Origin of the sequence: Pseudomonas sp. F1_0610 (assembly GCF_047470865.1) — a bacterium.
In the GTDB taxonomy this organism is placed as follows: Bacteria; Pseudomonadota; Gammaproteobacteria; order Pseudomonadales; family Pseudomonadaceae; genus JAZDRH01.
Genome location: NZ_JAZDRH010000026.1, coordinates 25,544 through 45,320, shown reverse-complemented (window position 1 = coordinate 45,320; position 19,777 = coordinate 25,544). Strand labels below are relative to the sequence as shown.

26 protein-coding genes and 2 tRNA genes are annotated in these 19,777 nt (G+C 43.2%); 24 read left to right on the top strand and 4 right to left on the bottom strand.

Translation table 11 applies throughout. The features are described 5' to 3' along the window. From VQ643_RS13095 to lysC, 4 genes are all read left to right on the top strand, one after another. Positions 1-333, top strand: a 333-nt coding sequence (locus VQ643_RS13095; RefSeq protein ID WP_414200256.1) for a hypothetical protein, incomplete at its 5' end; no start/stop codon positions are given. A gap of 61 nt (positions 334-394) precedes the next feature. After that, complete coding sequence (locus VQ643_RS13090; protein WP_414200254.1) at positions 395-826, top strand: lysozyme; 432 nt, start codon at positions 395-397, stop codon at positions 824-826. Next, positions 816-1,241 (top strand): hypothetical protein, encoded by a 426-nt coding sequence (locus VQ643_RS13085; RefSeq protein WP_414200253.1) that lies wholly within the window; start codon positions 816-818, stop codon positions 1,239-1,241. The genes VQ643_RS13090 and VQ643_RS13085 overlap by 11 nt, the downstream gene beginning before the upstream one ends. Next, a complete protein-coding gene (gene lysC, locus VQ643_RS13080) occupies positions 1,162-1,359 on the top strand; it encodes an Rz1-like lysis system protein LysC (RefSeq protein WP_414200252.1) in 198 nt (65 codons plus the stop codon). Before VQ643_RS13085 ends, lysC begins: the two co-directional genes overlap by 80 nt. A gap of 124 nt (positions 1,360-1,483) precedes the next feature. Here lysC and VQ643_RS13075 read toward each other — a convergent pair whose 3' ends face one another. After that, positions 1,484-2,083 (bottom strand): hypothetical protein, encoded by a 600-nt coding sequence (locus VQ643_RS13075; protein WP_414200251.1) that lies wholly within the window; start codon positions 2,081-2,083, stop codon positions 1,484-1,486. Between the two features lie 105 nt (positions 2,084-2,188). On the opposite strand from VQ643_RS13075, the gene VQ643_RS13070 reads away from it, so the two are divergent. Continuing rightward, positions 2,189-2,344: a DUF4113 domain-containing protein gene (locus VQ643_RS13070; RefSeq protein WP_414200250.1), complete on the top strand. Its 156-nt coding sequence runs from the start codon at positions 2,189-2,191 to the stop codon at positions 2,342-2,344. A 44-nt stretch (positions 2,345-2,388) separates the two neighbouring features. Here VQ643_RS13070 and VQ643_RS13065 read toward each other — a convergent pair. Continuing rightward, positions 2,389-2,463: transfer RNA gene (locus VQ643_RS13065), tRNA-Gln, on the bottom strand. Between the two features lie 51 nt (positions 2,464-2,514). Further along, a tRNA-Leu gene (locus tag VQ643_RS13060) sits at positions 2,515-2,601 on the bottom strand. 106 nt (positions 2,602-2,707) lie between these two features. On the opposite strand from VQ643_RS13060, the gene queA reads away from it, so the two are divergent. From queA to secF, 5 genes are read left to right on the top strand one after another with little or no spacing between them, the layout of a single operon-like run. Then, positions 2,708-3,751 (top strand): tRNA preQ1(34) S-adenosylmethionine ribosyltransferase-isomerase QueA, encoded by a 1,044-nt coding sequence (gene queA, locus VQ643_RS13055; RefSeq protein WP_414200249.1) that lies wholly within the window; start codon positions 2,708-2,710, stop codon positions 3,749-3,751. Positions 3,752-3,763: 12 nt separating this feature from the next. Continuing rightward, on the top strand, positions 3,764-4,879 hold the full coding sequence (gene tgt, locus VQ643_RS13050; protein WP_414200259.1) for a tRNA guanosine(34) transglycosylase Tgt: 1,116 nt from the start codon (positions 3,764-3,766) through the stop codon (positions 4,877-4,879). 32 nt (positions 4,880-4,911) lie between these two features. After that, on the top strand, positions 4,912-5,247 hold the full coding sequence (gene yajC, locus VQ643_RS13045) for a preprotein translocase subunit YajC (RefSeq protein ID WP_414200248.1): 336 nt from the start codon (positions 4,912-4,914) through the stop codon (positions 5,245-5,247). 55 nt (positions 5,248-5,302) lie between these two features. Then, positions 5,303-7,165, top strand: a complete 1,863-nt coding sequence (gene secD / locus VQ643_RS13040) for a protein translocase subunit SecD (RefSeq protein ID WP_414200246.1) — start codon at positions 5,303-5,305, stop codon at positions 7,163-7,165. Positions 7,166-7,177: 12 nt separating this feature from the next. Then, complete coding sequence (gene secF / locus VQ643_RS13035; protein ID WP_414200245.1) at positions 7,178-8,086, top strand: protein translocase subunit SecF; 909 nt, start codon at positions 7,178-7,180, stop codon at positions 8,084-8,086. A gap of 65 nt (positions 8,087-8,151) precedes the next feature. Here secF and VQ643_RS13030 read toward each other — a convergent pair whose 3' ends face one another. Then, entirely contained in the window at positions 8,152-8,967 is an 816-nt protein-coding gene (locus VQ643_RS13030; RefSeq protein WP_414200244.1) for an inositol monophosphatase family protein, read from the bottom strand. Positions 8,968-9,154: 187 nt separating this feature from the next. Here VQ643_RS13030 and trmJ point away from each other — a divergent pair, with 187 nt between their 5' ends. From trmJ to VQ643_RS12960, 14 genes are all read left to right on the top strand, one after another. Then, positions 9,155-9,907 (top strand): tRNA (cytosine(32)/uridine(32)-2'-O)-methyltransferase TrmJ, encoded by a 753-nt coding sequence (gene trmJ, locus VQ643_RS13025; RefSeq protein WP_414200258.1) that lies wholly within the window; start codon positions 9,155-9,157, stop codon positions 9,905-9,907. Next, a complete protein-coding gene (cysE, locus tag VQ643_RS13020; protein WP_414200243.1) occupies positions 9,900-10,694 on the top strand; it encodes a serine O-acetyltransferase in 795 nt (264 codons plus the stop codon). The genes trmJ and cysE overlap by 8 nt, the downstream gene beginning before the upstream one ends. 103 nt (positions 10,695-10,797) lie before the next feature. Then, positions 10,798-11,283 (top strand): Fe-S cluster assembly transcriptional regulator IscR, encoded by a 486-nt coding sequence (gene iscR / locus VQ643_RS13015; protein WP_414200242.1) that lies wholly within the window; start codon positions 10,798-10,800, stop codon positions 11,281-11,283. A gap of 23 nt (positions 11,284-11,306) precedes the next feature. Next, complete coding sequence (locus tag VQ643_RS13010) at positions 11,307-12,521, top strand: IscS subfamily cysteine desulfurase (protein WP_414200241.1); 1,215 nt, start codon at positions 11,307-11,309, stop codon at positions 12,519-12,521. Between the two features lie 25 nt (positions 12,522-12,546). Next, positions 12,547-12,933 carry a Fe-S cluster assembly scaffold IscU gene (gene iscU / locus VQ643_RS13005; RefSeq protein WP_414200240.1) on the top strand — a complete coding sequence of 129 codons (387 nt, stop codon included), beginning with the start codon at positions 12,547-12,549 and terminating at the stop codon, positions 12,931-12,933. 12 nt (positions 12,934-12,945) lie between these two features. Beyond that, positions 12,946-13,269, top strand: coding sequence for an iron-sulfur cluster assembly protein IscA (iscA, locus tag VQ643_RS13000; RefSeq protein WP_414200239.1), 324 nt, complete (start codon positions 12,946-12,948; stop codon positions 13,267-13,269). Between the two features lies 1 nt (position 13,270). Beyond that, complete coding sequence (gene hscB, locus VQ643_RS12995) at positions 13,271-13,792, top strand: co-chaperone HscB (protein ID WP_414200238.1); 522 nt, start codon at positions 13,271-13,273, stop codon at positions 13,790-13,792. Positions 13,793-13,838: 46 nt separating this feature from the next. Next, on the top strand, positions 13,839-15,710 hold the full coding sequence (gene hscA / locus VQ643_RS12990; RefSeq protein WP_414200237.1) for a Fe-S protein assembly chaperone HscA: 1,872 nt from the start codon (positions 13,839-13,841) through the stop codon (positions 15,708-15,710). A gap of 4 nt (positions 15,711-15,714) precedes the next feature. Beyond that, positions 15,715-16,053: an ISC system 2Fe-2S type ferredoxin gene (gene fdx / locus VQ643_RS12985; RefSeq protein WP_414200236.1), complete on the top strand. Its 339-nt coding sequence runs from the start codon at positions 15,715-15,717 to the stop codon at positions 16,051-16,053. 9 nt (positions 16,054-16,062) lie between these two features. Next, a complete protein-coding gene (gene iscX / locus VQ643_RS12980) occupies positions 16,063-16,263 on the top strand; it encodes a Fe-S cluster assembly protein IscX (protein WP_414200235.1) in 201 nt (66 codons plus the stop codon). 105 nt (positions 16,264-16,368) lie between these two features. Then, positions 16,369-16,800, top strand: coding sequence for a nucleoside-diphosphate kinase (gene ndk / locus VQ643_RS12975; protein ID WP_414200234.1), 432 nt, complete (start codon positions 16,369-16,371; stop codon positions 16,798-16,800). A 34-nt stretch (positions 16,801-16,834) separates the two neighbouring features. Beyond that, positions 16,835-17,968, top strand: coding sequence for a 23S rRNA (adenine(2503)-C(2))-methyltransferase RlmN (gene rlmN / locus VQ643_RS12970; RefSeq protein WP_414200233.1), 1,134 nt, complete (start codon positions 16,835-16,837; stop codon positions 17,966-17,968). A 37-nt stretch (positions 17,969-18,005) separates the two neighbouring features. Then, positions 18,006-18,800: a type IV pilus biogenesis/stability protein PilW gene (gene pilW / locus VQ643_RS12965; RefSeq protein WP_414200232.1), complete on the top strand. Its 795-nt coding sequence runs from the start codon at positions 18,006-18,008 to the stop codon at positions 18,798-18,800. Continuing rightward, positions 18,800-19,777 carry a RodZ domain-containing protein gene (locus VQ643_RS12960; RefSeq protein WP_414200231.1) on the top strand — a complete coding sequence of 326 codons (978 nt, stop codon included), beginning with the start codon at positions 18,800-18,802 and terminating at the stop codon, positions 19,775-19,777. Before pilW ends, VQ643_RS12960 begins: the two co-directional genes overlap by 1 nt.

Genomic DNA, 19,777 nt, shown 5'->3' with positions numbered 1-19,777 from the left:
ATTAGGTATAGCCCTGATAAAGACTCAGTTCAGTACGTTTCTTATTTAATTCATAATATTCAAATATTTAATGCTCGTGTGCAGAGTTTTCTAGAGTCTAGCCAAATGCGAACTAGTTATGAATCAAAAATTATTGTTGGTAATTTATGCTATATAGATGTATTGGTTAGTAGATTGTTTGATTATTCACGGTATTTATCAAATCTGGACACTAGTGTTCCTAATAGTGAAGATTTTTCTAATTCTTTTAATGCATTTCGTTTTCATATTCTCTCAATTATTGATAATGAAGAGCAGTTTGTTAAAGAGTTTAATAGACCAGTTTTTCAATAAATATAAAACCTTCTTCGAAACCCGCTTCGGCGGGTTTTTTATTGCCTAATGGAAAGTAAAAATGAAAACCAGTAAAGCAGGAATAGAACTTATTAAACGCTGGGAAGGCTGTAAATTAACAGCCTATCAAGATAGCGTCGGCGTTTGGACAATTGGTTACGGCCATACGCGTACAGCAAAGAAAGGAATGACAATTACGCAAGAACAAGCGGATACGTTATTGCTTGAAGATATCACAGAGCATGAAAAATTTATTGCTCGCTATGTAAATGTCACTTTATCGCAAGGGCAGTATGACGCTCTGAGCAGCTTTGTTTTTAACTTGGGCGGTGGCGCATTACAAAAATCAACACTGCTTAAATGTTTGAATGCTCAAGACTATCAAGCTGCAGCAAAAGAGTTTGATAAGTGGGTATACGCTGGCGGGCAAAAGTTAAACGGTTTAGTTAAGCGTCGAGCAGCTGAGCGGAGGATGTTTGAACATGGTATTTAAAAAACTATTCGGCTGGCTGACTGGCAGTGCTGGTCTTGTTGTTTTGGGTGCCTTGTTGCTTTGGTTTGGCTTTGCATCGCCTCGTTTAGATCTAATTGCTCAGCAATTAGATACAGCTCAAGTTGAAGTTAGAAAGCTAGAAGTTGAGCAAGATAAGGCACTGGCTGAACTCGATTTTAAGCGCGAACAACTACGCGAGACTGTAGCTGCAACAGAACAATTTATAAAACTGCAACAGCAACTAGACAAACAAGATCGTCAACAACGGCAGATGATAGAACAGCTAAGGAAGCAAGATGAAACGATTAACAATTATCTTAACCAGCCTGTGCCTGATGCTATTGGCAGGCTGTACGAGCGCAAAGAAACCCGTAATCCAAGTGATTACAGAGCCAACACCGCACCCAAAAATTGAGTGCGTACTACCAGAACGCAAAAAGCCCGAAACAAACGCTGATTTGCTTCGGGCTATTGATGAGTTAGAGCATGCATTGGAGCAATGCTCTAGCAAAGTTTTAGCGTGTATTAATTAGGCATGAACAAAAAAGCAGCCCTGAGCCTGTTTATATAAGGTTAAATCAAAGCATCTATTCTTCTTTGTGCTGAAAAACTAACAAGTCAAAGTGGTATTAGAACTGTGCTCAGAATTTAACGGGATTAAATCTCGCTAGACTCAGCCTCTATTAATGACTGTGCAAACTTAATGCCTTGTCGTGTAATAGAATATTGTGGATTGTTGTTTGTTGGAAATAAGAAGAAACCACAGTTAACAAGTGATTCTAAATCCTCTTGAAGGAAACGTGGTTCGCTTAACATTTCATTAGAAGGCCTTGTATTAAGACCAATAAACTGAAGCTTTTCATCTATTCCTTTTTTAATGCTAAATGCTCCAGTACCATCTTTAAAAATAAATTTTAGGATGTTTTTTGCTTGTATTGATAGCTCAGGGGCTTCTGGATTTATCGCTTTGGCAAGTGTTTGAAATGTAGGAGAATTAATAGCAATAGAAAACATCGCATCTTCTAATGACTTTAGTCGTTCTACGAGCTGTTCATGATTTTGATTAAGTATTGTTTTGATTGATATAGTAGTAGTTTGATTTTGAGTTAGAAATTCTACAACTTGATTATGGTTTTTCTCCGTGAGCCAAGTAATAAAGTCATTAAACTCACCTTGTTGAGTTGCACTTCGATCTGCTTTAAAGGCAGCTAATAAAGATGTAATAGTTGCAAGCGCAGCAGTACCTGTAGTTAGCATCTTGTGCTCCTTCAGTTTAAATTTAGGAGCACTTTATTACATATCGTTTGTCATTTCTACTTTGTTATTCGTGACAATAAATATGCAAAGCAATGACAATCATTAATGTTGATTCTTGATGATGTAAATGAAAAATTTGGCGCAGGAACATTAAGATCAGGTCGCATTAAATTAGAGCAAGAATGGGCGATGAAAAGGCAATTTAAAAGCCCTTGTTACACCACTAAATTTGGTCAGTTTATGATTGCAAAGTGCGAATAATGCGGAAACGATTGCTTAAAATGCGGAAATGATTATTTTAAAAATGGCAGGGGCGGCTGGATTCGAACCAACGCATGCCAGGATCAAAACCTGGTGCCTTACCGCTTGGCGACGCCCCTATAGCTGGCTAAAACGAACTTGCTAGGTAGAAGTGCAAGTTGTTTTTAAAGTGGTGCCTCGGGAGAGACTCGAACTCTCACGTTGTTACCAACGGCGGATTTTGAATCCGCTGCGTCTACCAATTCCGCCACCGAGGCATGGCGGCGCAGTATAGAGATGAAAAACTAGCTAGTCAAATGTTTTTACATGGTTTTTATAGGTTATTTCCGTTAAGCTTGCAGCCCCGAAAAAGTGTTATTGATCATGCTAGTTTCAGATTTTAATTTCCAGCTTCCTGATGAGCTTATTGCTCACTATCCTTTGACTGAGCGTAGAGCGAGTCGTCTTTTGCTGTTAGATGGCCCAACAGGAGAGCTTGCGCACCATGTATTTCCTGACGTGTTAGCTCAGCTAAACGCTGGCGATGTCATGGTTTTTAATAATACGCGAGTTATTCCAGCTCGCTTGTATGGACAAAAAGCTTCTGGCGGTAAAATAGAGATGCTTGTTGAACGCGTAACGGGCGAGCGCACAGTGTTGGCGCATATTCGCTCTAGTCGTTCCCCTAAAGCAGGTGCAGTGCTGGAGTTTGAACAAGGTATTACCGCTGTTATGCAAGGGCGTGAAGGAGCTTTGTTTGCGTTATCATTTTCACAGCCTGTATTAAGTGTTCTTGATCAAATAGGGCATATTCCTCTACCTCCTTATATTGAACGAGAAGATGAGTTAAGTGATCGTGAACGTTATCAAACTGTTTACGCTAAGCGTGAAGGTGCGGTAGCGGCTCCAACAGCAGGCTTGCATTTTGATGAGCAATTGTTAGCAGATATTAAAGCTAAAGGCGTAGAGATTCACTTTGTCACTTTGCACGTTGGGGCAGGTACTTTCCAACCAGTAAAGGTTGATGTGATTGAAGAACACCATATGCACAGTGAATGGCTTGAGGTATCTCCTGAAGTTGTCGATGCGATTAAAGCCTGTAAAGCACGAGGCAATAAAGTGGTAGCTGTAGGTACGACCAGTGTGCGATCACTGGAAACTGCAGCGCAATCAGGTGAAATACAGGCGTTCACAGGCGATACACAGATCTTTATTTATCCTGGTAAAAAATTTAATGTGGTTGATGCATTAATCACTAACTTCCATTTACCAGAGTCTACCTTGGTAATGCTGGTTTCAGCATTTGCTGGCTACGAGCAAACAATGCTGGCGTACAAAGTAGCAGTAGAAAATAAATATCGTTTTTTTAGTTATGGTGATGCCATGTTTATTACGCGTAATCCTAATGCGCAAGGCCCAAAGGATTAGTTCATGTCATTTATGAAATTTGATTTGTTGGCCACCGAAGGCAAAGCTCGACGTGGTCGCTTAACATTTCCACGAGGCACCGTTGAAACGCCAGCCTTTATGCCGGTAGGCACTTATGGCACAGTAAAAGGCATGTTACCCAGTACTGTTGAGGAAATTGGTGCGCATATTATTTTAGGTAATACCTTTCATCTTTGGCTGCGTCCTGGCACTGAAGTCATACAAAAACATGGTGATTTGCATGATTTTATGCAGTGGCAGGGCCCTATTTTGACGGACTCTGGTGGCTTTCAGGTATTTAGTTTAGGGGCTATGCGTAAAATTAAAGAGGAGGGTGTGTATTTTCAGTCTCCTGTTAATGGCGCTAAAGTCTTTATGGGGCCGGAAGAGTCAATGCAGGTTCAGCGTGAGCTAGGCTCTGACATAGTCATGATTTTTGACGAGTGTACGCCTTATCCCGCTGAACATAACCTAGCTCAGCAGTCAATGGAGTTATCATTACGTTGGGCTAAGCGTTCTAAAACTGCACATGGAGATAATCCGTCTGCCTTATTTGGTATTGTGCAGGGTGGTATGTATGAAGATTTACGCATGCGCTCACTGGAAGGTCTGTGTGAAATTGGCTTTGACGGTTTGGCGATTGGTGGTTTATCTGTAGGTGAACCCAAAGAGGAAATGATCCGTGTTTTGGACTACTTGCCCGCCCGAATGCCGGCAGATAAGCCGCGTTATTTAATGGGAGTAGGCAAACCAGAAGACTTGGTTGAGGGGGTCCGTCGAGGCGTAGACATGTTTGACTGTGTTATGCCAACGCGAAATGCCCGTAATGGTCATTTATTTGTGACTGGTGGTGTGGTAAAAATTCGAAATTCCGTGCATAAAATGGATGAATCAAGTTTAGATCCGCACTGTGATTGCTATACATGTCGCACTTTTAGTCGGGCCTATCTGCATCATTTAGATAAATGTGGTGAAATGTTAGGCTGCATGCTCAATACCATCCATAATTTGCGGTATTATCAGCGCTTAATGGCTGCTTTACGAAATGCTATCGAACAAGGTACATTGACCGCCTTTGTCGACGAGTTTTATGCGCGACGTGGATTGGCTACGCCGCCATTAGATTGAATATTTATATCTTGAAGTAATAGGAGTTACACATGGATTTTTTAATCCCTCTTGCCTACGCTGACGGCGCAGCACCTGCTGCACAAGGTGATGCAGGCTTTATGCAAATCATTATGCTTGTAGGTTTCGTAGTGATTTTCTACTTAATGATTTGGCGCCCGCAATCTAAACGTGCGAAAGAGCATCGTAATTTAGTAAGCGCTTTGGCTAAAGGTGATGAAGTGATGACCAGCGGTGGCATCTTAGGCAAAGTAGTGAGCGTGACTGATGACTATGTTGTGCTGGAAGTATCTGATTCAGTTCAGCTTAAGTTCCAAAAAGCGGCTGTTGCAGCCACCTTGCCAAAAGGCACTTTGAAAAGTATCTAACTTCATTCACTTATCCCGGGGCGTTTAACGCCCCGTGTTATTTGCGGGCGGGATCATGCTCAACAAATATCCATTATGGAAGTATTTGCTGATTATCGTAATACTGGCAGTGAGCTTTGTTTATGCTTTACCTAACCTGTATCCCGATGATCCAGCAATTCAAATTACTAGCTCAAGTAGCTCAACAGAAATTACACAAGCGGATGTTGAACGAGCAGTAAAAGCGTTAGAAAGCGCAAAAATTTCAATTAAAGGCCAAGAATTACAAGCACGTGGCGGTTTAATTCGTTTAAATCAACGTGATGATCAATTACCGGCTAAAGATATTTTACGTCGCGCCATGGGCGATGACTTTGTGGTCGCGCTTAACTTAGCGCCGACAACGCCGGAGTGGCTGCGCAGCATTGGGGCAAGCCCAATGAAGCTTGGTTTAGACTTGTCAGGTGGTGTCCACTTCTTGCTTGAAGTAGATATGGATAAGGCTATCTCAGCCCGTGTTAAGGTTTATGATAGCGAAATCAAAGCCTTATTGCGTAAAGATCGCATTCGCTATACTAGCTTGCCAGCTATAACCAATGGTGGTCAGCTAGGCTTTGCTAATGAGGAAGATCTCAATAAAGCACGTGCTTTAATTCGTAAAAACTACACTGAGTTTGTTGTTGAAGCTAAAGCAGACTCTGGCAAGCCCGTATTGCAGTACGTTTTAACACCAACGAAAATTACCGAAATTCGTGATTACGCAGTGAGTCAAAACTTAACGACTGTACGTAATCGTGTAAACGAATTAGGTGTTTCTGAGCCATTAGTACAGCGCCAGGGGGCCAACCGTATCGTGGTTGAGCTACCAGGTGTGCAAGATACCGCTGAAGCTAAGCGTATTTTGGGTAAAACAGCTAACCTTGAGTTCCGATTAGCTGCTGAACCAGGTGCTGCCCGTGCCTCTACTGAGGACTTTGAGTTTCGTGAAGAAGGCCGTGGGCCAGTACCGCTAGAGCGTGGTGTGATCATTACAGGTGATCAGGTGACTGACGCTCAGGCAGGTTTTGATGAAAATGGTCGACCACAGGTAAATATTCGTCTTGATAACCATGGTGGCGATTTGATGAGTCGTGCTACTCGTTCAGCTATTGGGCGCAGTATGGCGGTTATTTTTATCGAACAACGTCCTGTAACGCATTACACCAAACAGATGGTCGATGGCGTTGAAAAAGAAGTAGCAGTGCAAAGCTTTAAAGAAGAAAGCGGCATTATTAGCTTAGCTACTATTCAGTCTTCTTTAGGTAACCAGTTCCGTATTACAGGTTTGCGTGGTCAAGGTGAGGCTTCTGAGCTTGCCTTGCTCTTGCGTGCTGGTGGTCTTGCAGCACCAATGTACTTTGCAGAAGAGCGCACCATTGGTCCTAGCTTAGGCGCTGAAAACATCCAGCTTGGCTTAGAGGCCGGCTTGTGGGGCTTTATCTTTGTTGCGGCCTTTGTAATTGTGGTTTATCGCGTTTTTGGCTTCTTTGCCACTATTGCTTTAGGACTCAACATAGTGAACTTGATTGCTATGATGTCCTTACTAGGTGCAACCCTAACCCTGCCGGGTATTGCAGGTATTGTCCTAACTATTGGTATGGCAGTAGATGCTAACGTACTGATTTTCTCACGTATTCGTGAAGAAATAGCACGGGGCATGCCAATTCAGCGTGCCGTCCATGAAGGTTTTGATAAAGCCTATTCAGCTATTCTTGATGGTAACTTAACTACTTTGTTGGTGGGGGCTATCTTGTTTGCGATGGGCACTGGGCCAATTAAAGGCTTCGCTGTGACTTTATCGTTAGGTATTGTTACCTCTATGTTCACCGCTATTATGGTTACTCGTGCAATGGTAAACCTAACTTATGGTGGTCGTAATGTTAAGAAACTGTGGATTTAGGGGTATGCCAGAATGAAACGTGTAATTAACTTTATGGGTGTGCGCAATATTGCGTTTGCCATAACCTTAGTGCTTACCATTGCAAGCTTGGTCAGTTTGGGTACTAAAGGTCTAAACTGGGGGTTGGATTTTACTGGGGGTACGTTAATTGAATTAACTTATCCGCAAGATGCCGACCTTGCTCAAGTACGCAGTGAGTTGCAAAAAAACAACTATGAAGATGCAGTTGTTCAGAGCTTTGGTGATACCAAAGACGTATTGGTTCGTATGCCAACTGATGATCCGCAGATTGGTAACAAGATCGCTCAAGTTTTAAGTGCATCCGTTGAGGGTGATGTAAAGGTTAAGCGAGTTGAGTTTGTGGGGCCTTCAGTAGGCGCAGAGCTTCGTGATCAAGGTGGCTTAGGTATGCTTGTAGCCTTGGGTGGCATCATGCTGTACTTAGCTTTCCGCTTCCAGTGGAAGTTTGGTTTAGGGGCGATTATCGGCCTTTTCCATGATGCTATTGTAGCCTTGGGCGTACTCTCATTTTTTGAGATACAGTTTGATTTAACCACCTTGGCGGCTATTTTAGCGGTTATTGGTTACTCATTAAACGATACCATTGTGATTTTCGACCGCGTACGGGAAAACTTCCGCATGCTGCGTAATTCCACTTTGCTAGAGAATTTAAATATTTCTATTTCCCAAACATTAATGCGTACCATTGCAACGTCTCTCTCTACGGGCTTGGCAGTGCTGGCATTATTAGTATTTGGGGGGGATAACTTGTGGGGCTTCTCTATTGCACTATTAGTTGGTATTACGGCAGGTACTTACTCATCTATTTACATTTCTTGTGTCACTTTGATTTGGATGAAGTTGGTTCCAGAAGATTTAATTCCTCCAGCCGCTGAAGAGCAAACGGAAGGACAGCCATAGCTTAAAGACACAAAAAAGCCGCTAATTAAAGCGGCTTTTTTGTGTCCCTGTAAAAGTATTTAAACTTAACGTTTAAAGCTTTCAGGTAGATGCGGTTGAATATGGGTTAGTACCGCTTTGAAGCATTTTGCATTGCCGGCAACAATTCTGCCTGTGTCAAGGAAGTTATGACCGCCTACAAAGTCGCTCACTAGTCCGCCAGCTTCTTGAATTAACAGTACGCCAGCGGCCATGTCCCACTCAGAAAGACCATATTCCCAAAATGCATCAAAGCGTCCAGCAGCCACATAAGCAAGATCTAAACTGGCGGCTCCAGCGCGGCGAATACCTGCTGTAGATTGGCTAAGATCGCGGAACATACCTAGGTAGTTATCTAGGTAGTCAAGTTGGCTACTGCGAAACGGAAAGCCTGTGCCTAAGATAGCGCCTTCTAAGCTTTTACGGTTACTTACGCGAATACGACGGCCATTAAGACTAGCACCGCGACCGCGGCTAGCACTGAACTCTTCTTGGCGAATAGGATCAAGCACAACAGCATGCTCTAGGCGACCACGGTATTTGCAAGCAATGCTAATCGCAAAGTGTGGAATGCCGCGAATAAAGTTGGTAGTACCATCTAGCGGATCTATAATCCATTGGTAATCAGAGCCGTCACCTTTGCCTGTGGTTAAAGTGCCTTCTTCGCCTAAAATAGCGTGGTCAGGGTAGGCTTTTTGGATGGCTTGAACAATGATTTGTTCAGCGGCACGGTCAACTTCGGTGACGTAGTCTTTCGCCTCTTTTTCAGTTACGTTAATTGTATCAATGCGCTCCATTGAGCGAATGATCATTTCGCCGGCGCTACGGGCTGCGCGCAGCGCAATATTCAGCATAGGCTGCATGAATGTCACCAGAAATTGTTAAAGAAGAATAATAAGCCAAGTATTCTAGCAGATAAAAAGGCTAATGTGTCGATCAATAATCGCTATTTTCATGGCGAAATACTACAAGCTTAGGTAATATTTACGGCTTTACATCTTGCTTTAAGGTCGAATTTCGTTGAACACGCAGCTGCTTGAAAAAATACGTGTGGTGCTAGTAGCTACTAGTCATCCTGGAAATATTGGTGGTGTTGCACGGGCAATGAAGAATATGGGATTGTCGCGGTTGGTGCTGGTCGAACCTAATATCTTTCCGAGTACTCGTGCCGACTCTAGGGCTTCAGGCGCTTTAGATGTATTAAAAGACGCTAAGGTAGTAGCAACGCTTGAAGAAGCACTGCAAGGCTGTACCTTGGTTTTTGGCACTAGTGCGCGTGAGCGTCACCTACCATGGCCTATTGTAGAGCCGAGGGATGCCGCCAAAGTAAGTATAGAAAATGCTTTGGCGGGTGCAGAAATTGCGATTGTTTTCGGGCGTGAACGCACAGGTTTGACAAACGAAGAATTACATTTGTGTCAGTATCATGTCACCATCCCTACTAATCCAGATTTTAGCTCATTAAATTTAGCCGCTGCTGTGCAGGTGATAGCGTACGAATTGCGTTTGGCGTGTCGTGATATGACCCCAGAAGTGATGCAGCAGGCGGAACAGTTAGATCCGCAGGCGCTTGCAACTACTGAGGATATGGAAAGGTTTTATCAGCATTTAGAAGAAACCCTAATTGATATCGCCTTTTTAGATGCCCAGCAGCCTAAGCATTTAATGTCGCGACTGCGGCGTTTGTATGGGCGTCAGGCGTTAGAGAAAATAGAGATGAATATCTTGCGTGGTATTTTAACTAAAACACAAAAAGCAGCTCGTGGAGAGCTAAAAAAGCGCGGAGAAGAAGAAAATGTTTGAACGTATGCGCGAAGATATTAAAAGTGTCTTTCATCGTGATCCAGCGGCAAGAAATGCTTTTGAAGTGTTAACCTGTTACCCCGGGTTGCATGCTGTTTGGTTACATCGTTTAGCTCATTTTTTGTGGACGCATAACTGGAAATGGCTGGCACGCTGTGTGTCCAACTTTAGCCGTTGGATGACAGGTGTAGAAATTCATCCGGGCGCCAAGATAGGTCGTCGTTTTTTTATTGATCATGGCATGGGAATTGTTATTGGTGAAACCGCTGAGATTGGTGATGACGTAACTTTGTATCAAGGTGTAACCTTAGGTGGCACCAGTTGGAATAAGGGTAAGCGTCATCCAACTTTAGAAAATGGTGTAGTGGTAGGAGCAGGAGCTAAAGTTTTAGGTCCTTTTACTGTTGGGCAAGGTGCTAAGATAGGCTCTAATGCTGTAGTTACGAAGGCAGTGCCGGCCGAAGCAACAGCGGTGGGAATTCCTGCAAAGTTGATTCTTAAGCAAGAAACAGAGGATACAACAGATATTGCAGCTAAGCGTCAAGCTATGGCTGAGAAGCTAGGCTTTGATGCCTACGGTGTAACTCAAGATATGCCCGACCCTGTGGCGCGCACTGTTTATCAAATGTTAGATCATTTGCATGCCGTTGAAGAGCGCTTAGATGGCATGTGCGAGGCCTTAACATCATTAGGTAGTGACTATTGCGCAGAAAAGCTACCGGACTTGCCTGTGCAGCAAGAAATAACAGAAAATACAGAGACTTCTATTAATAGCGAGAGAAACTAGTAAATTTTAGACTATATCCGACTATGGTAGTCAGGTATATACTTGACTTAATTAGTCGGATATAAGACAATTCTGCTATGTTTAACTCTATGTGGTACCCGTTATGCGACTCACCACGAAAGGCCGCTATGCAGTAACCGCCATGCTTGACTTGGCTATTAATGCAAGTAAAGGGCCTGTTTCTCTTGCGGATATATCTGAACGACAGGGTATATCCCTATCGTATTTAGAGCAGCTTTTTGCTAAGTTGCGTCGCCGTGAATTGGTTAGTAGTGTGCGCGGGCCAGGTGGTGGCTACCAGTTGGCGCGTGATATTGAGACAATTCAAATTGTTCAAGTGATTGATGCAGTCAATGAGTCAGTAGATGCGACACGCTGCGCTGGTCAAGGAGACTGCCATAAAGGCGATAAATGTTTAACCCACCATCTGTGGTGCGATTTAAGCCAGCAAATCCATGATTTTTTAAGTGGCATCAGTTTAGGTGATTTAGTGAATAGGCATGAGGTGCAAGAAATTGCCAAGCGCCAGTCACAACTTCAAACAATGAATGGCACACGACAAGAAATACGTGCATCCATCATCGATTAAGTGGATGTTGAGGAGAAGTTTCAATGAAATTGCCGATTTATCTTGATTATTCAGCAACTGCGCCAGTTGATCCACGTGTTGCCGAAAAAATGATTCAATGCTTAACCTTAGAGGGTAATTTTGGTAACCCGGCATCACGCTCGCATGTGTATGGCTGGAAAGCAGAAGAAGCTGTAGAAGAAGCGCGTCGCCAAGTAGCAGATCTAATTAATGCTGACCCACGTGAGATTGTGTGGACCTCAGGCGCTACAGAATCAGATAACCTAGCACTCAAAGGGGTGGCACATTTCTACTCCGGTAAAGGTAAACACATTATTACCTCTAAAATTGAGCATAAGGCTATTTTAGATACCGCACGACAGTTAGAGCGCGAAGGTTTTGAGGTCACTTATTTAGAACCTACCAGTGATGGTGAAATCACCGCGCAAATGATTAAAGACGCACTGCGTGAAGACACTATTTTAGTATCTGTTATGCACGTCAATAATGAAATTGGCACCATCAATGATATTGCGGCTATTGGTGAAGTTGTACGCGCTCATGGAGCTATTTTTCATGTGGATGCGGCTCAGTCAGCAGGAAAAATTGTGCTTGATACACAAGCTATGAAAGTGGATCTAATTTCTATATCAGGTCATAAAATGTATGGCCCTAAAGGCATTGGTGTGCTTTATGTGCGTCGTAAGCCGCGTATTCGCTTAGAGGCGCAAATGCATGGCGGTGGTCATGAGCGAGGAATGCGCTCAGGTACGCTAGCTACTCATCAAATTGTTGGTATGGGTGAAGCTGCGCGAGTGGCTAAAGAAGATATGGCAAAAGATACAGCCCATGTTAAAGCATTAAGTGATCGTTTTTATGCCAAAGTGAATGGTATGGAAGAAGTTTACTTAAATGGCAGTCCAACGCATCGTGTACCGAATATCTTAAATTTAAGTTTTAACTATGTTGAAGGTGAGTCTTTAATGATGTCACTGAAAGACATGGCAGTATCATCAGGTTCGGCTTGTACTTCTGCATCATTAGAGCCATCTTATGTATTGCGTGCATTAGGCCGTAATGATGAGTTAGCGCATAGCTCTATTCGCTTTAGCTTTGGTCGTTTTACAACTGAAGAAGAAGTAGATTATGCAGCCAATCAAATTGAATCAGCAGTTAATAAGCTACGTGAGCTTTCGCCTTTGTGGGATATGCACAAAGACGGTATTGATATCAGTAAAGTTGAGTGGCAAGCACACTAATTTGCCTTGAGCGAGGAGAAGAACAATGGCCTATAGCGATAAAGTGATTGATCACTACGAAAACCCACGAAATGTAGGTAAGTTAGACGACAGCAGTCAAAATGTTGGCACAGGTATGGTAGGTGCCCCAGCCTGTGGTGATGTGATGCGTTTGCAGATTCAAGTGGATGAGCAAGGCGTAATTACAGATGCTAAGTTTAAAACCTATGGTTGCGGTTCAGCAATTGCTTCTAGTTCACTGGCAACTGAGTGGATGAAAGGTAAAACCATTGAAGAAGCTGAACAAATTAAAAATACGTTAATTGCAGAAGAGCTTGCATTACCTCCAGTGAAAATTCACTGCTCAGTTTTAGCTGAAGATGCAATTAAAGCAGCGGTACGCGATTACAAACAGAAAAAAGGTTTACTCTAAGAGGTATTCCCTATGGCCATTACAATGACACCTGCAGCAACCAAGCACATTCGTCAGTCATTAGAAGGGCGTGGTAAAGGGGTGGGCATTCGTCTAGGCGTGCGCACTACAGGTTGCTCAGGTATGGCTTATGTGCTTGAGTTTGTTGATGCAGTCGAAGCTGATGACCAAGTATTTGATAACGAAGGTGTAAAAATCATCGTTGATCCAAAAAGCTTAGCCTATATTGATGGTACAGAGCTGGATTTTGTGCGTGAAGGGTTAAACGAAGGCTTTAAGTTTAATAACCCTAATGTGCGTGGTGAATGTGGCTGTGGTGAAAGCTTTAGTGTGTGATATGGGTGATTCTAACAACTATTTTGCATTATTTTCTGTAGAGCCTAGTTTTGAAGTTGACCTGAAAAAACTAGGAGAGCTTTATCGAGAGTTAGCTAGAGAAGTGCACCCGGATCGTTTTGTTCAAGCTAGTGATACTGAGCGTCGTCAAGCACTTGAGCGCTCAGCAACATTAAACGATGCTTATAACACCTTAAAGGATACAACTTCTCGCGCATTGTATTTGTTGCGATTGTTAGGTGAAGAAATACCTCAGGAAGCCACTGTTCAGGATCCTGAGTTTTTATTTCAACAGATGCAATGGCGAGAAGAATTAGAGGAGTTGCAAGCGCTGGCTGATCTTGAAGCTGTAGATAGATTTGTTAAGCGCATAAAGCAAGATCGTAATCAGCTTGATCAAGAGTTTTCGGCAACTTGGCAAGATAACAATCATGCTCACGCAGAACTTTTGGCACGACGCATGCAGTTTTTTGACAAACTGACTTATGAGGCGCGTCAACTTCAAGAACGTCTCGACGATTAACCTGAAACCTTGTTATTTAACAAGGTGAAGTAAGATTAAGAATTTTATGGCTTTACTGCAGATTGCTGAACCTGGACAAAGTCCGCAACCGCATCAACGTCGGCTGGCTGTTGGTATTGATCTAGGCACTACTAATTCACTTGTTGCAACAGTGCGCAGTGGTTTGGCTCAAACCTTGGCTGATGAACAAGGCCGTCATTCGTTGCCTTCTGCAGTGCGATACTTAGTGGATAATCAAATAGTAGTTGGTGAAGAAGCTAAGATTGCTGCTGCACTTGATCCGCTTAACTCTATTCTTTCTATAAAACGTTTGATGGGGCGTGGTGTTGCCGATGTCAATATGCTGGGTGAGCAGCTCCCTTATGAGTTTGTTCAAGGTCAGTCGCAATCACAAATGCCTTATATTCAAACTGTCCAAGGTACAAAAAGTCCTGTTGAAATATCAGCGCAAATCTTAAATAAACTGCGAGAGCGTGGCGAAGCTAGCCTTGGTGGTGATTTAGTCGGTGCTGTCATTACCGTACCTGCTTATTTTGATGATGCTCAACGCCAAGCAACTAAAGACGCAGCGCAACTGGCTAATATTAATGTGCTACGACTCTTGAATGAACCAACCGCAGCAGCTGTAGCCTATGGCTTAGATCATCAAGCTGAAGGGGTTGTTGCTATTTATGACTTGGGCGGCGGCACCTTTGATATTTCAATTTTGCGTTTAAGCCGAGGGGTTTTTGAAGTCTTAGCTACGGGAGGGGATAGCGCTCTAGGTGGTGATGACTTTGATATGGCCATTGCGCATTGGATAGTGGCGCAAAGCCAGAAAAGTCTAGATTTAGACCCCGCTCAGCAACGTCAGTTGCTAGACTTGTCTTGTGCTGTAAAAGAACAACTCACCCAAGCTGATTCTGTAGCTGTCAATTATTTGGATTGGCATGGAAATTTATCAAGAGAACAGTTTAATCAACTAATAGAACCTTTAGTTGCGCGTAGTTTAAAGGCTTGTCGCCGAGCTATGCGCGATGCTGAAGTTGATAATAATGAAATTCAAAATGTAGTGATGGTAGGTGGCTCAACACGTGTGCCTTTTGTGCGTGAGCAAGTAGGGCTGCTTTTTGAGTGTGAGCCATTAACTTCAATTGATCCTGACAAGGTAGTGGCTATTGGTGCAGCTATTCAGGCAGATACGTTAGCTGGCAATGCCCGTGATGGTGATCAGCTATTGCTGTTAGATGTAATTCCTTTATCGCTAGGTTTAGAAACCATGGGCGATTTAGTTGAAAAAGTCATACCGCGTAACACTACTATTCCAGTAGCCAGAGCGCAGGACTTTACTACTGCGCGTGATGGGCAAACGGCGATGATGATTCGTGTCTTGCAGGGAGAGCGTGAGCTAGCCAGTGCTTGTCGTTCATTAGCTCATTTCGAATTGCGAGGCATTCCTCCTATGGTGGCGGGTGCGGCGAAAATTCGAGTTACCTTTCAGGTGGACGCAGATGGTCTTTTGAATGTTAGCGCGCGCGAGCTTTCTTCGGGGGTGCAGGCGAGTGTTCAAGTAAAACCATCCTATGGTTTGTCCGATGATGAAATTGCCAACATGCTTAAATCCTCATTTGCTCATGCGCAAGAAGATAAAAATCTACGAGCTTTGCGTGAGAAACAAGTAGATGCTCAGCGCTTAGCGGATGCGGTAGATGCCGCCTTGGTTCAAGATGGTGAGAAATTACTGAATACGCAAGAGCGTCAGGTAATTGAGCAGCAGGTAGCTGCCCTACGTGATGCTATTAAAACAGATGAATTACGCCAAGTAATAGAGCAAACGCAAGCGCTTAGCCATGTAACTAATGAATTTGCAGCGCGACGCATGAATGCCGCCGTAAATGCCGTGTTAGCTGGCAAGCAGCTAAATGAAATTGAGGGTTAATCAGATGCCACAAATTATTTTCTTACCTCATCCAGAACTATGTCCTGATGGTGCAGTTGTTGAGGCCGAGAAGGGTGAAAGTGTAATGGAAGCCGCATTACGCAATGGTATTGAAATTGAGCATGCTTGTGAAATGTCTTGTGCCTGTACGACCTGCCATGTGTTGGTACGCGATGGTTTTGAGTCATTAGAGCCTTCTGATGAGTTAGAAGACGATATGCTAGATAAAGCATGGGGGTTAGAGCCTGACTCGCGCTTATCTTGCCAAACTATTGTTGGTGATGAAGACCTTACAATTGAATTACCTAAATACACAATTAACCAAGTATCTGAGCGTCATTAAGAGGTTGATATGGGACTAAAATGGGTAGACGTGCAAGAAATTGCCATTCAATTAAGTGATTTGCATGAAGATATTGACCCGCGCTACATTAACTTTGTTAATCTAGCGCGCTTAGTTACCGAGCTACCTGAGTTCGATGACGAGCCTACTCGTACAGGTGAAAAAATTTTAGAAGCTATTCAAGCCGCTTGGATTGAAGAAATCGAATAATTTTTTGCTTGGCCTTCAAGGCTGACTACGAATTTCTATTAAACCTGCGTATAATTCGCGGGTTTAATTTTTATACTCGCCCTAAAATCTTTCGGAGTGTCCATCATGGCAGTTCAACGCACTTTTTCTATCATCAAACCAGACGCAGTGGCAAAAAACCTAATTGGTAAAATTACTTCTCGCTTTGAAGAAGCAGGTTTACGTGTGGTTGCATCTAAAATGGTTCAACTATCAGAGCGTGAAGCTGGTGGTTTCTACGCAGAGCACAAAGCGCGTCCTTTCTTTGCAGACTTAGTAAAATTCATGACTTCAGGTCCTGTAATTGTACAAGTGTTAGAAGGTGAAAACGCCATTGCTAAAAACCGTGAACTAATGGGTGCAACCAACCCTAAAGAAGCAGCAGCAGGTACTATTCGCGCTGATTTCGCTGTATCTATCGACGAAAATGCTGTTCATGGTTCTGACTCAGAAGCAGCAGCAGCACGCGAAATCTCTTACTTCTTCGCGGCAACTGAGCTTTGCGATCGTATTCGTTAATTGCCCTTTGAAGTAATAGAGGTAAGGTGAATCCATGACAAATGCAGCTGGTAAAGTTAACCTTTTAGGTTTAACGAAAGCGCAGTTAGAAAACTTCTTCGAGTCCATCGGAGAGAAGCGCTTTCGCGCCGGCCAAGTGATGAAGTGGATTCACCACTTTGGGGTAGACAATTTTGAGGCGATGACCAATGTCGGCAAAGCTTTGCGTGAGAAACTCAATCAGCATGCTTATATTGCAGGCCCTGAAATTGTCACCCAAAGTATTTCTGAAGATGGCACGCGTAAATGGGTTGTACGAGTGGCATCAGGTAGCTGTGTTGAAACCGTCTATATCCCGCAAAATGGACGTGGCACGCTTTGTGTTTCCTCGCAAGCTGGCTGTGCTTTAGATTGCAGCTTTTGTTCTACAGGAAAGCAAGGCTTTGATAGTGATTTAACTGCAGCCGAAATTATTGGCCAAGTATGGATTGCTAATAAGTCCTTTGGCACGGTACCCGCTAAAACAGATAGAGCAATAACCAATGTGGTAATGATGGGTATGGGAGAGCCGTTATTAAATTTTGATAACGTAGTCTCTTCAATGAATATCATGATGGAAGACTTAGGTTATGGTATTTCTAAACGCAAGGTGACATTGTCTACCTCAGGCGTTGCACCTATGGTTGATAAGTTAGGTGAGGTTACTGACGTGGCCTTGGCGCTTTCGCTACATGCGCCCAATGATGAATTGCGTAATAAGTTGGTTCCGCTCAATAAAAAGTATCCACTTTCTGTTATTTTGGATGCTTGCACACGTTATATTGCAAAACTGGGTGATAAACGCTATTTAACAGTTGAATATACCCTGTTAAAGGGTATAAATGATCAACCCGAGCATGCAGAGCAGATGATCGCTTTGCTACAAGATGTACCTTGTAAAATTAATTTAATTCCATTTAACCCATTTCCTCACTCTGGGTATGAACGTCCAAGCAATAATGCGATAAGACGTTTCCAAGATATGTTGCATGAAGCAGGGTTTAATGTGACAGTTCGGATGACGCGAGGCGATGATATCGACGCTGCTTGTGGGCAATTAGTTGGTAATGTGAATGATCGTACTCGTCGGAGTGAGCGCTATATCGCAGTTCGACAGCTTGAGGATGAAAAGCGCGAGCTTTCATCATAATCTTAAGGACTATGATGTAGCTGTATAAGGAGTAACTATGAAGATCCGCTCAGTTGTAGCTATCGCTTTAAGTAGTTTGTTGTTAACTGCCTGTGTTACTGTCACTGAAGATAAAGACGGTAAACCTTTACCCAATACAATGAAAGTTGACCCCTTATCCACTAAGGAAGGTCGTGATAATGCGCGTGACGCCTATATCCAACTTGCCTTGGGTTACTTGCAAGATGGGCAGACAGAGCGCGCCAAGGATCCATTACAAAAAGCATTAAAAATTGATCCAAATAGCCCAGAAACCTATTCGATTCTAGCTTTTGCGTTTCAGCGTGAAATGGAATATGACTTAGCGGATGAAAATTTTCGCAAAGCACTTTCTAAAGAGCGTAGCGCTCGCTTTTTAAATAACTATGCCAGCTTTTTATTAGAAACCAAGCAATATCAAAAATCCTACGACACCTATGCAGAAGCTTCTAAAGATCCGCTTTACGCAAACCGTTCGCGTATTTTTGAAAACATGGGTATTGCTGCTTTAGCTATGGATAAAAAGGATCTTGCGGAGCAGCATTTTATTCGCGCATTACGTCTAAACAATACACTGCCTATAGCTAATTTAGAACTGGCAGAGATGAAATATAATAGTGGCGACTATGCGGCTGCACGTAGCTACTATGCAGATTTTCAAGTGCTTTCTGATCAATTTCCACGTAGTTTGCTACTAGGTATCCGTATTGCTAAGGCATTTAATGATCGCAACCAGGTTGCGACCTTGGCCCTACAATTACGCAACTTATATCCTGGTAGTCCAGAACTTAAACAATATCTCGCGGAGCAGTAATGACAGAGACTAATGTTTCCAATTCGCCCGAGTTAATTAGCATTGGTGAGCAACTACGTCGCGCGCGCGAGGCAAAAGGGCTAACTATTGAGCACATAGCAACAAAGCTTAATCTGACCTCTCAGGTAGTTAAAGCGCTTGAGCAAGATGATGAAGCTCACTTGCCAGATAGTGTGTTTACTCGCGGTTACGTGCGCTCATACGCTAAATTAGTGCAACTTGATGCTAGCGTCTTATTAGCGGGTGCAAAAGAAGTAGCTATCCGTGAAAATAAAGGTATAAAGTCCGTTCAAGAAATGAAAGCATCCCGTCATGGCTCAAGGGGGCGTTTTTGGTTATTTGCTTTTATTTGTTTGGCTATTTTAGTGGGGCTAGGCTATTACTGGTGGCTCGAACAACAACTAAAAGATCAAACGACACCACAAGCTGTACTGCAAAGTGTTGAGGTTGATACACGTGATGGTGCTCGGCAGGTGCACCATTTGGATGAGCCAGAGTTACTACCTAATACTCCTCCAGCAGTAGCTCCTATTGTAACGGAAAATGTAGATGAATCAGCTGAAGTTGCAACCCCTATAATAAGCCAAGCTAATACAGAGGATGCTACAACTGCGACAGCTAATACCCGTCACACTGAGCTTAATCAGGTGTTAACGCCTTCTGCTAACATGCCGCCCCAACCGACAGCTACAACAAATAGCGCAGACGAAGCTACAGCCACTCCTGTGGCGGCAGGTAAGGTTAGAATGGCTATCAAGTTTACCTCAATGTGTTGGTTCCAAATAAAAGATGCCAATGGCACATTATTAATGGAATCTGTAAAAAATGCAGGTGATGAAATTACAGTAGAAGGTGTTGCACCTTTAAATGTTCATTTGGGTAATGCCAAAGGACAGAGTATATTTGTAAACAATGAACCTTTTGATATTTCTTCATTTATCAAGGGTACAACCGCTCGTTTTAAAGTAGGACAGTAA

Bases quoted from the DNA above. Each gene is read 5' to 3' on its own strand.
- VQ643_RS13090 (WP_414200254.1), top strand. From the start codon at position 395: ATGAAAACCAGTAAAGCAGGAATAGAACTTATTAAACGCTGGGAAGGC.
- secF (WP_414200245.1), top strand. From the start codon at position 7,178: ATGAAACGTGTAATTAACTTTATGGGTGTGCGCAATATTGCGTTTGCC.
- ndk (WP_414200234.1), top strand. From the start codon at position 16,369: ATGGCAGTTCAACGCACTTTTTCTATCATCAAACCAGACGCAGTGGCA.
- iscX (WP_414200235.1), top strand. From the start codon at position 16,063: ATGGGACTAAAATGGGTAGACGTGCAAGAAATTGCCATTCAATTAAGT.
- cysE (WP_414200243.1), top strand. From the start codon at position 9,900: ATGTTTGAACGTATGCGCGAAGATATTAAAAGTGTCTTTCATCGTGAT.
- rlmN (WP_414200233.1), top strand. From the start codon at position 16,835: ATGACAAATGCAGCTGGTAAAGTTAACCTTTTAGGTTTAACGAAAGCG.
- VQ643_RS13030 (WP_414200244.1), bottom strand. From the start codon at position 8,967: ATGCAGCCTATGCTGAATATTGCGCTGCGCGCAGCCCGTAGCGCCGGC.
- queA (WP_414200249.1), top strand. From the start codon at position 2,708: ATGCTAGTTTCAGATTTTAATTTCCAGCTTCCTGATGAGCTTATTGCT.
- iscR (WP_414200242.1), top strand. From the start codon at position 10,798: ATGCGACTCACCACGAAAGGCCGCTATGCAGTAACCGCCATGCTTGAC.
- iscA (WP_414200239.1), top strand. From the start codon at position 12,946: ATGGCCATTACAATGACACCTGCAGCAACCAAGCACATTCGTCAGTCA.
- fdx (WP_414200236.1), top strand. From the start codon at position 15,715: ATGCCACAAATTATTTTCTTACCTCATCCAGAACTATGTCCTGATGGT.
- pilW (WP_414200232.1), top strand. From the start codon at position 18,006: ATGAAGATCCGCTCAGTTGTAGCTATCGCTTTAAGTAGTTTGTTGTTA.
- lysC (WP_414200252.1), top strand. From the start codon at position 1,162: ATGCTATTGGCAGGCTGTACGAGCGCAAAGAAACCCGTAATCCAAGTG.
- VQ643_RS13010 (WP_414200241.1), top strand. From the start codon at position 11,307: ATGAAATTGCCGATTTATCTTGATTATTCAGCAACTGCGCCAGTTGAT.
- hscB (WP_414200238.1), top strand. From the start codon at position 13,271: ATGGGTGATTCTAACAACTATTTTGCATTATTTTCTGTAGAGCCTAGT.
- secD (WP_414200246.1), top strand. From the start codon at position 5,303: ATGCTCAACAAATATCCATTATGGAAGTATTTGCTGATTATCGTAATA.
- tgt (WP_414200259.1), top strand. From the start codon at position 3,764: ATGAAATTTGATTTGTTGGCCACCGAAGGCAAAGCTCGACGTGGTCGC.
- yajC (WP_414200248.1), top strand. From the start codon at position 4,912: ATGGATTTTTTAATCCCTCTTGCCTACGCTGACGGCGCAGCACCTGCT.
- VQ643_RS13075 (WP_414200251.1), bottom strand. From the start codon at position 2,083: ATGCTAACTACAGGTACTGCTGCGCTTGCAACTATTACATCTTTATTA.
- VQ643_RS12960 (WP_414200231.1), top strand. From the start codon at position 18,800: ATGACAGAGACTAATGTTTCCAATTCGCCCGAGTTAATTAGCATTGGT.
- VQ643_RS13070 (WP_414200250.1), top strand. From the start codon at position 2,189: ATGTTGATTCTTGATGATGTAAATGAAAAATTTGGCGCAGGAACATTA.
- hscA (WP_414200237.1), top strand. From the start codon at position 13,839: ATGGCTTTACTGCAGATTGCTGAACCTGGACAAAGTCCGCAACCGCAT.
- iscU (WP_414200240.1), top strand. From the start codon at position 12,547: ATGGCCTATAGCGATAAAGTGATTGATCACTACGAAAACCCACGAAAT.
- VQ643_RS13085 (WP_414200253.1), top strand. From the start codon at position 816: ATGGTATTTAAAAAACTATTCGGCTGGCTGACTGGCAGTGCTGGTCTT.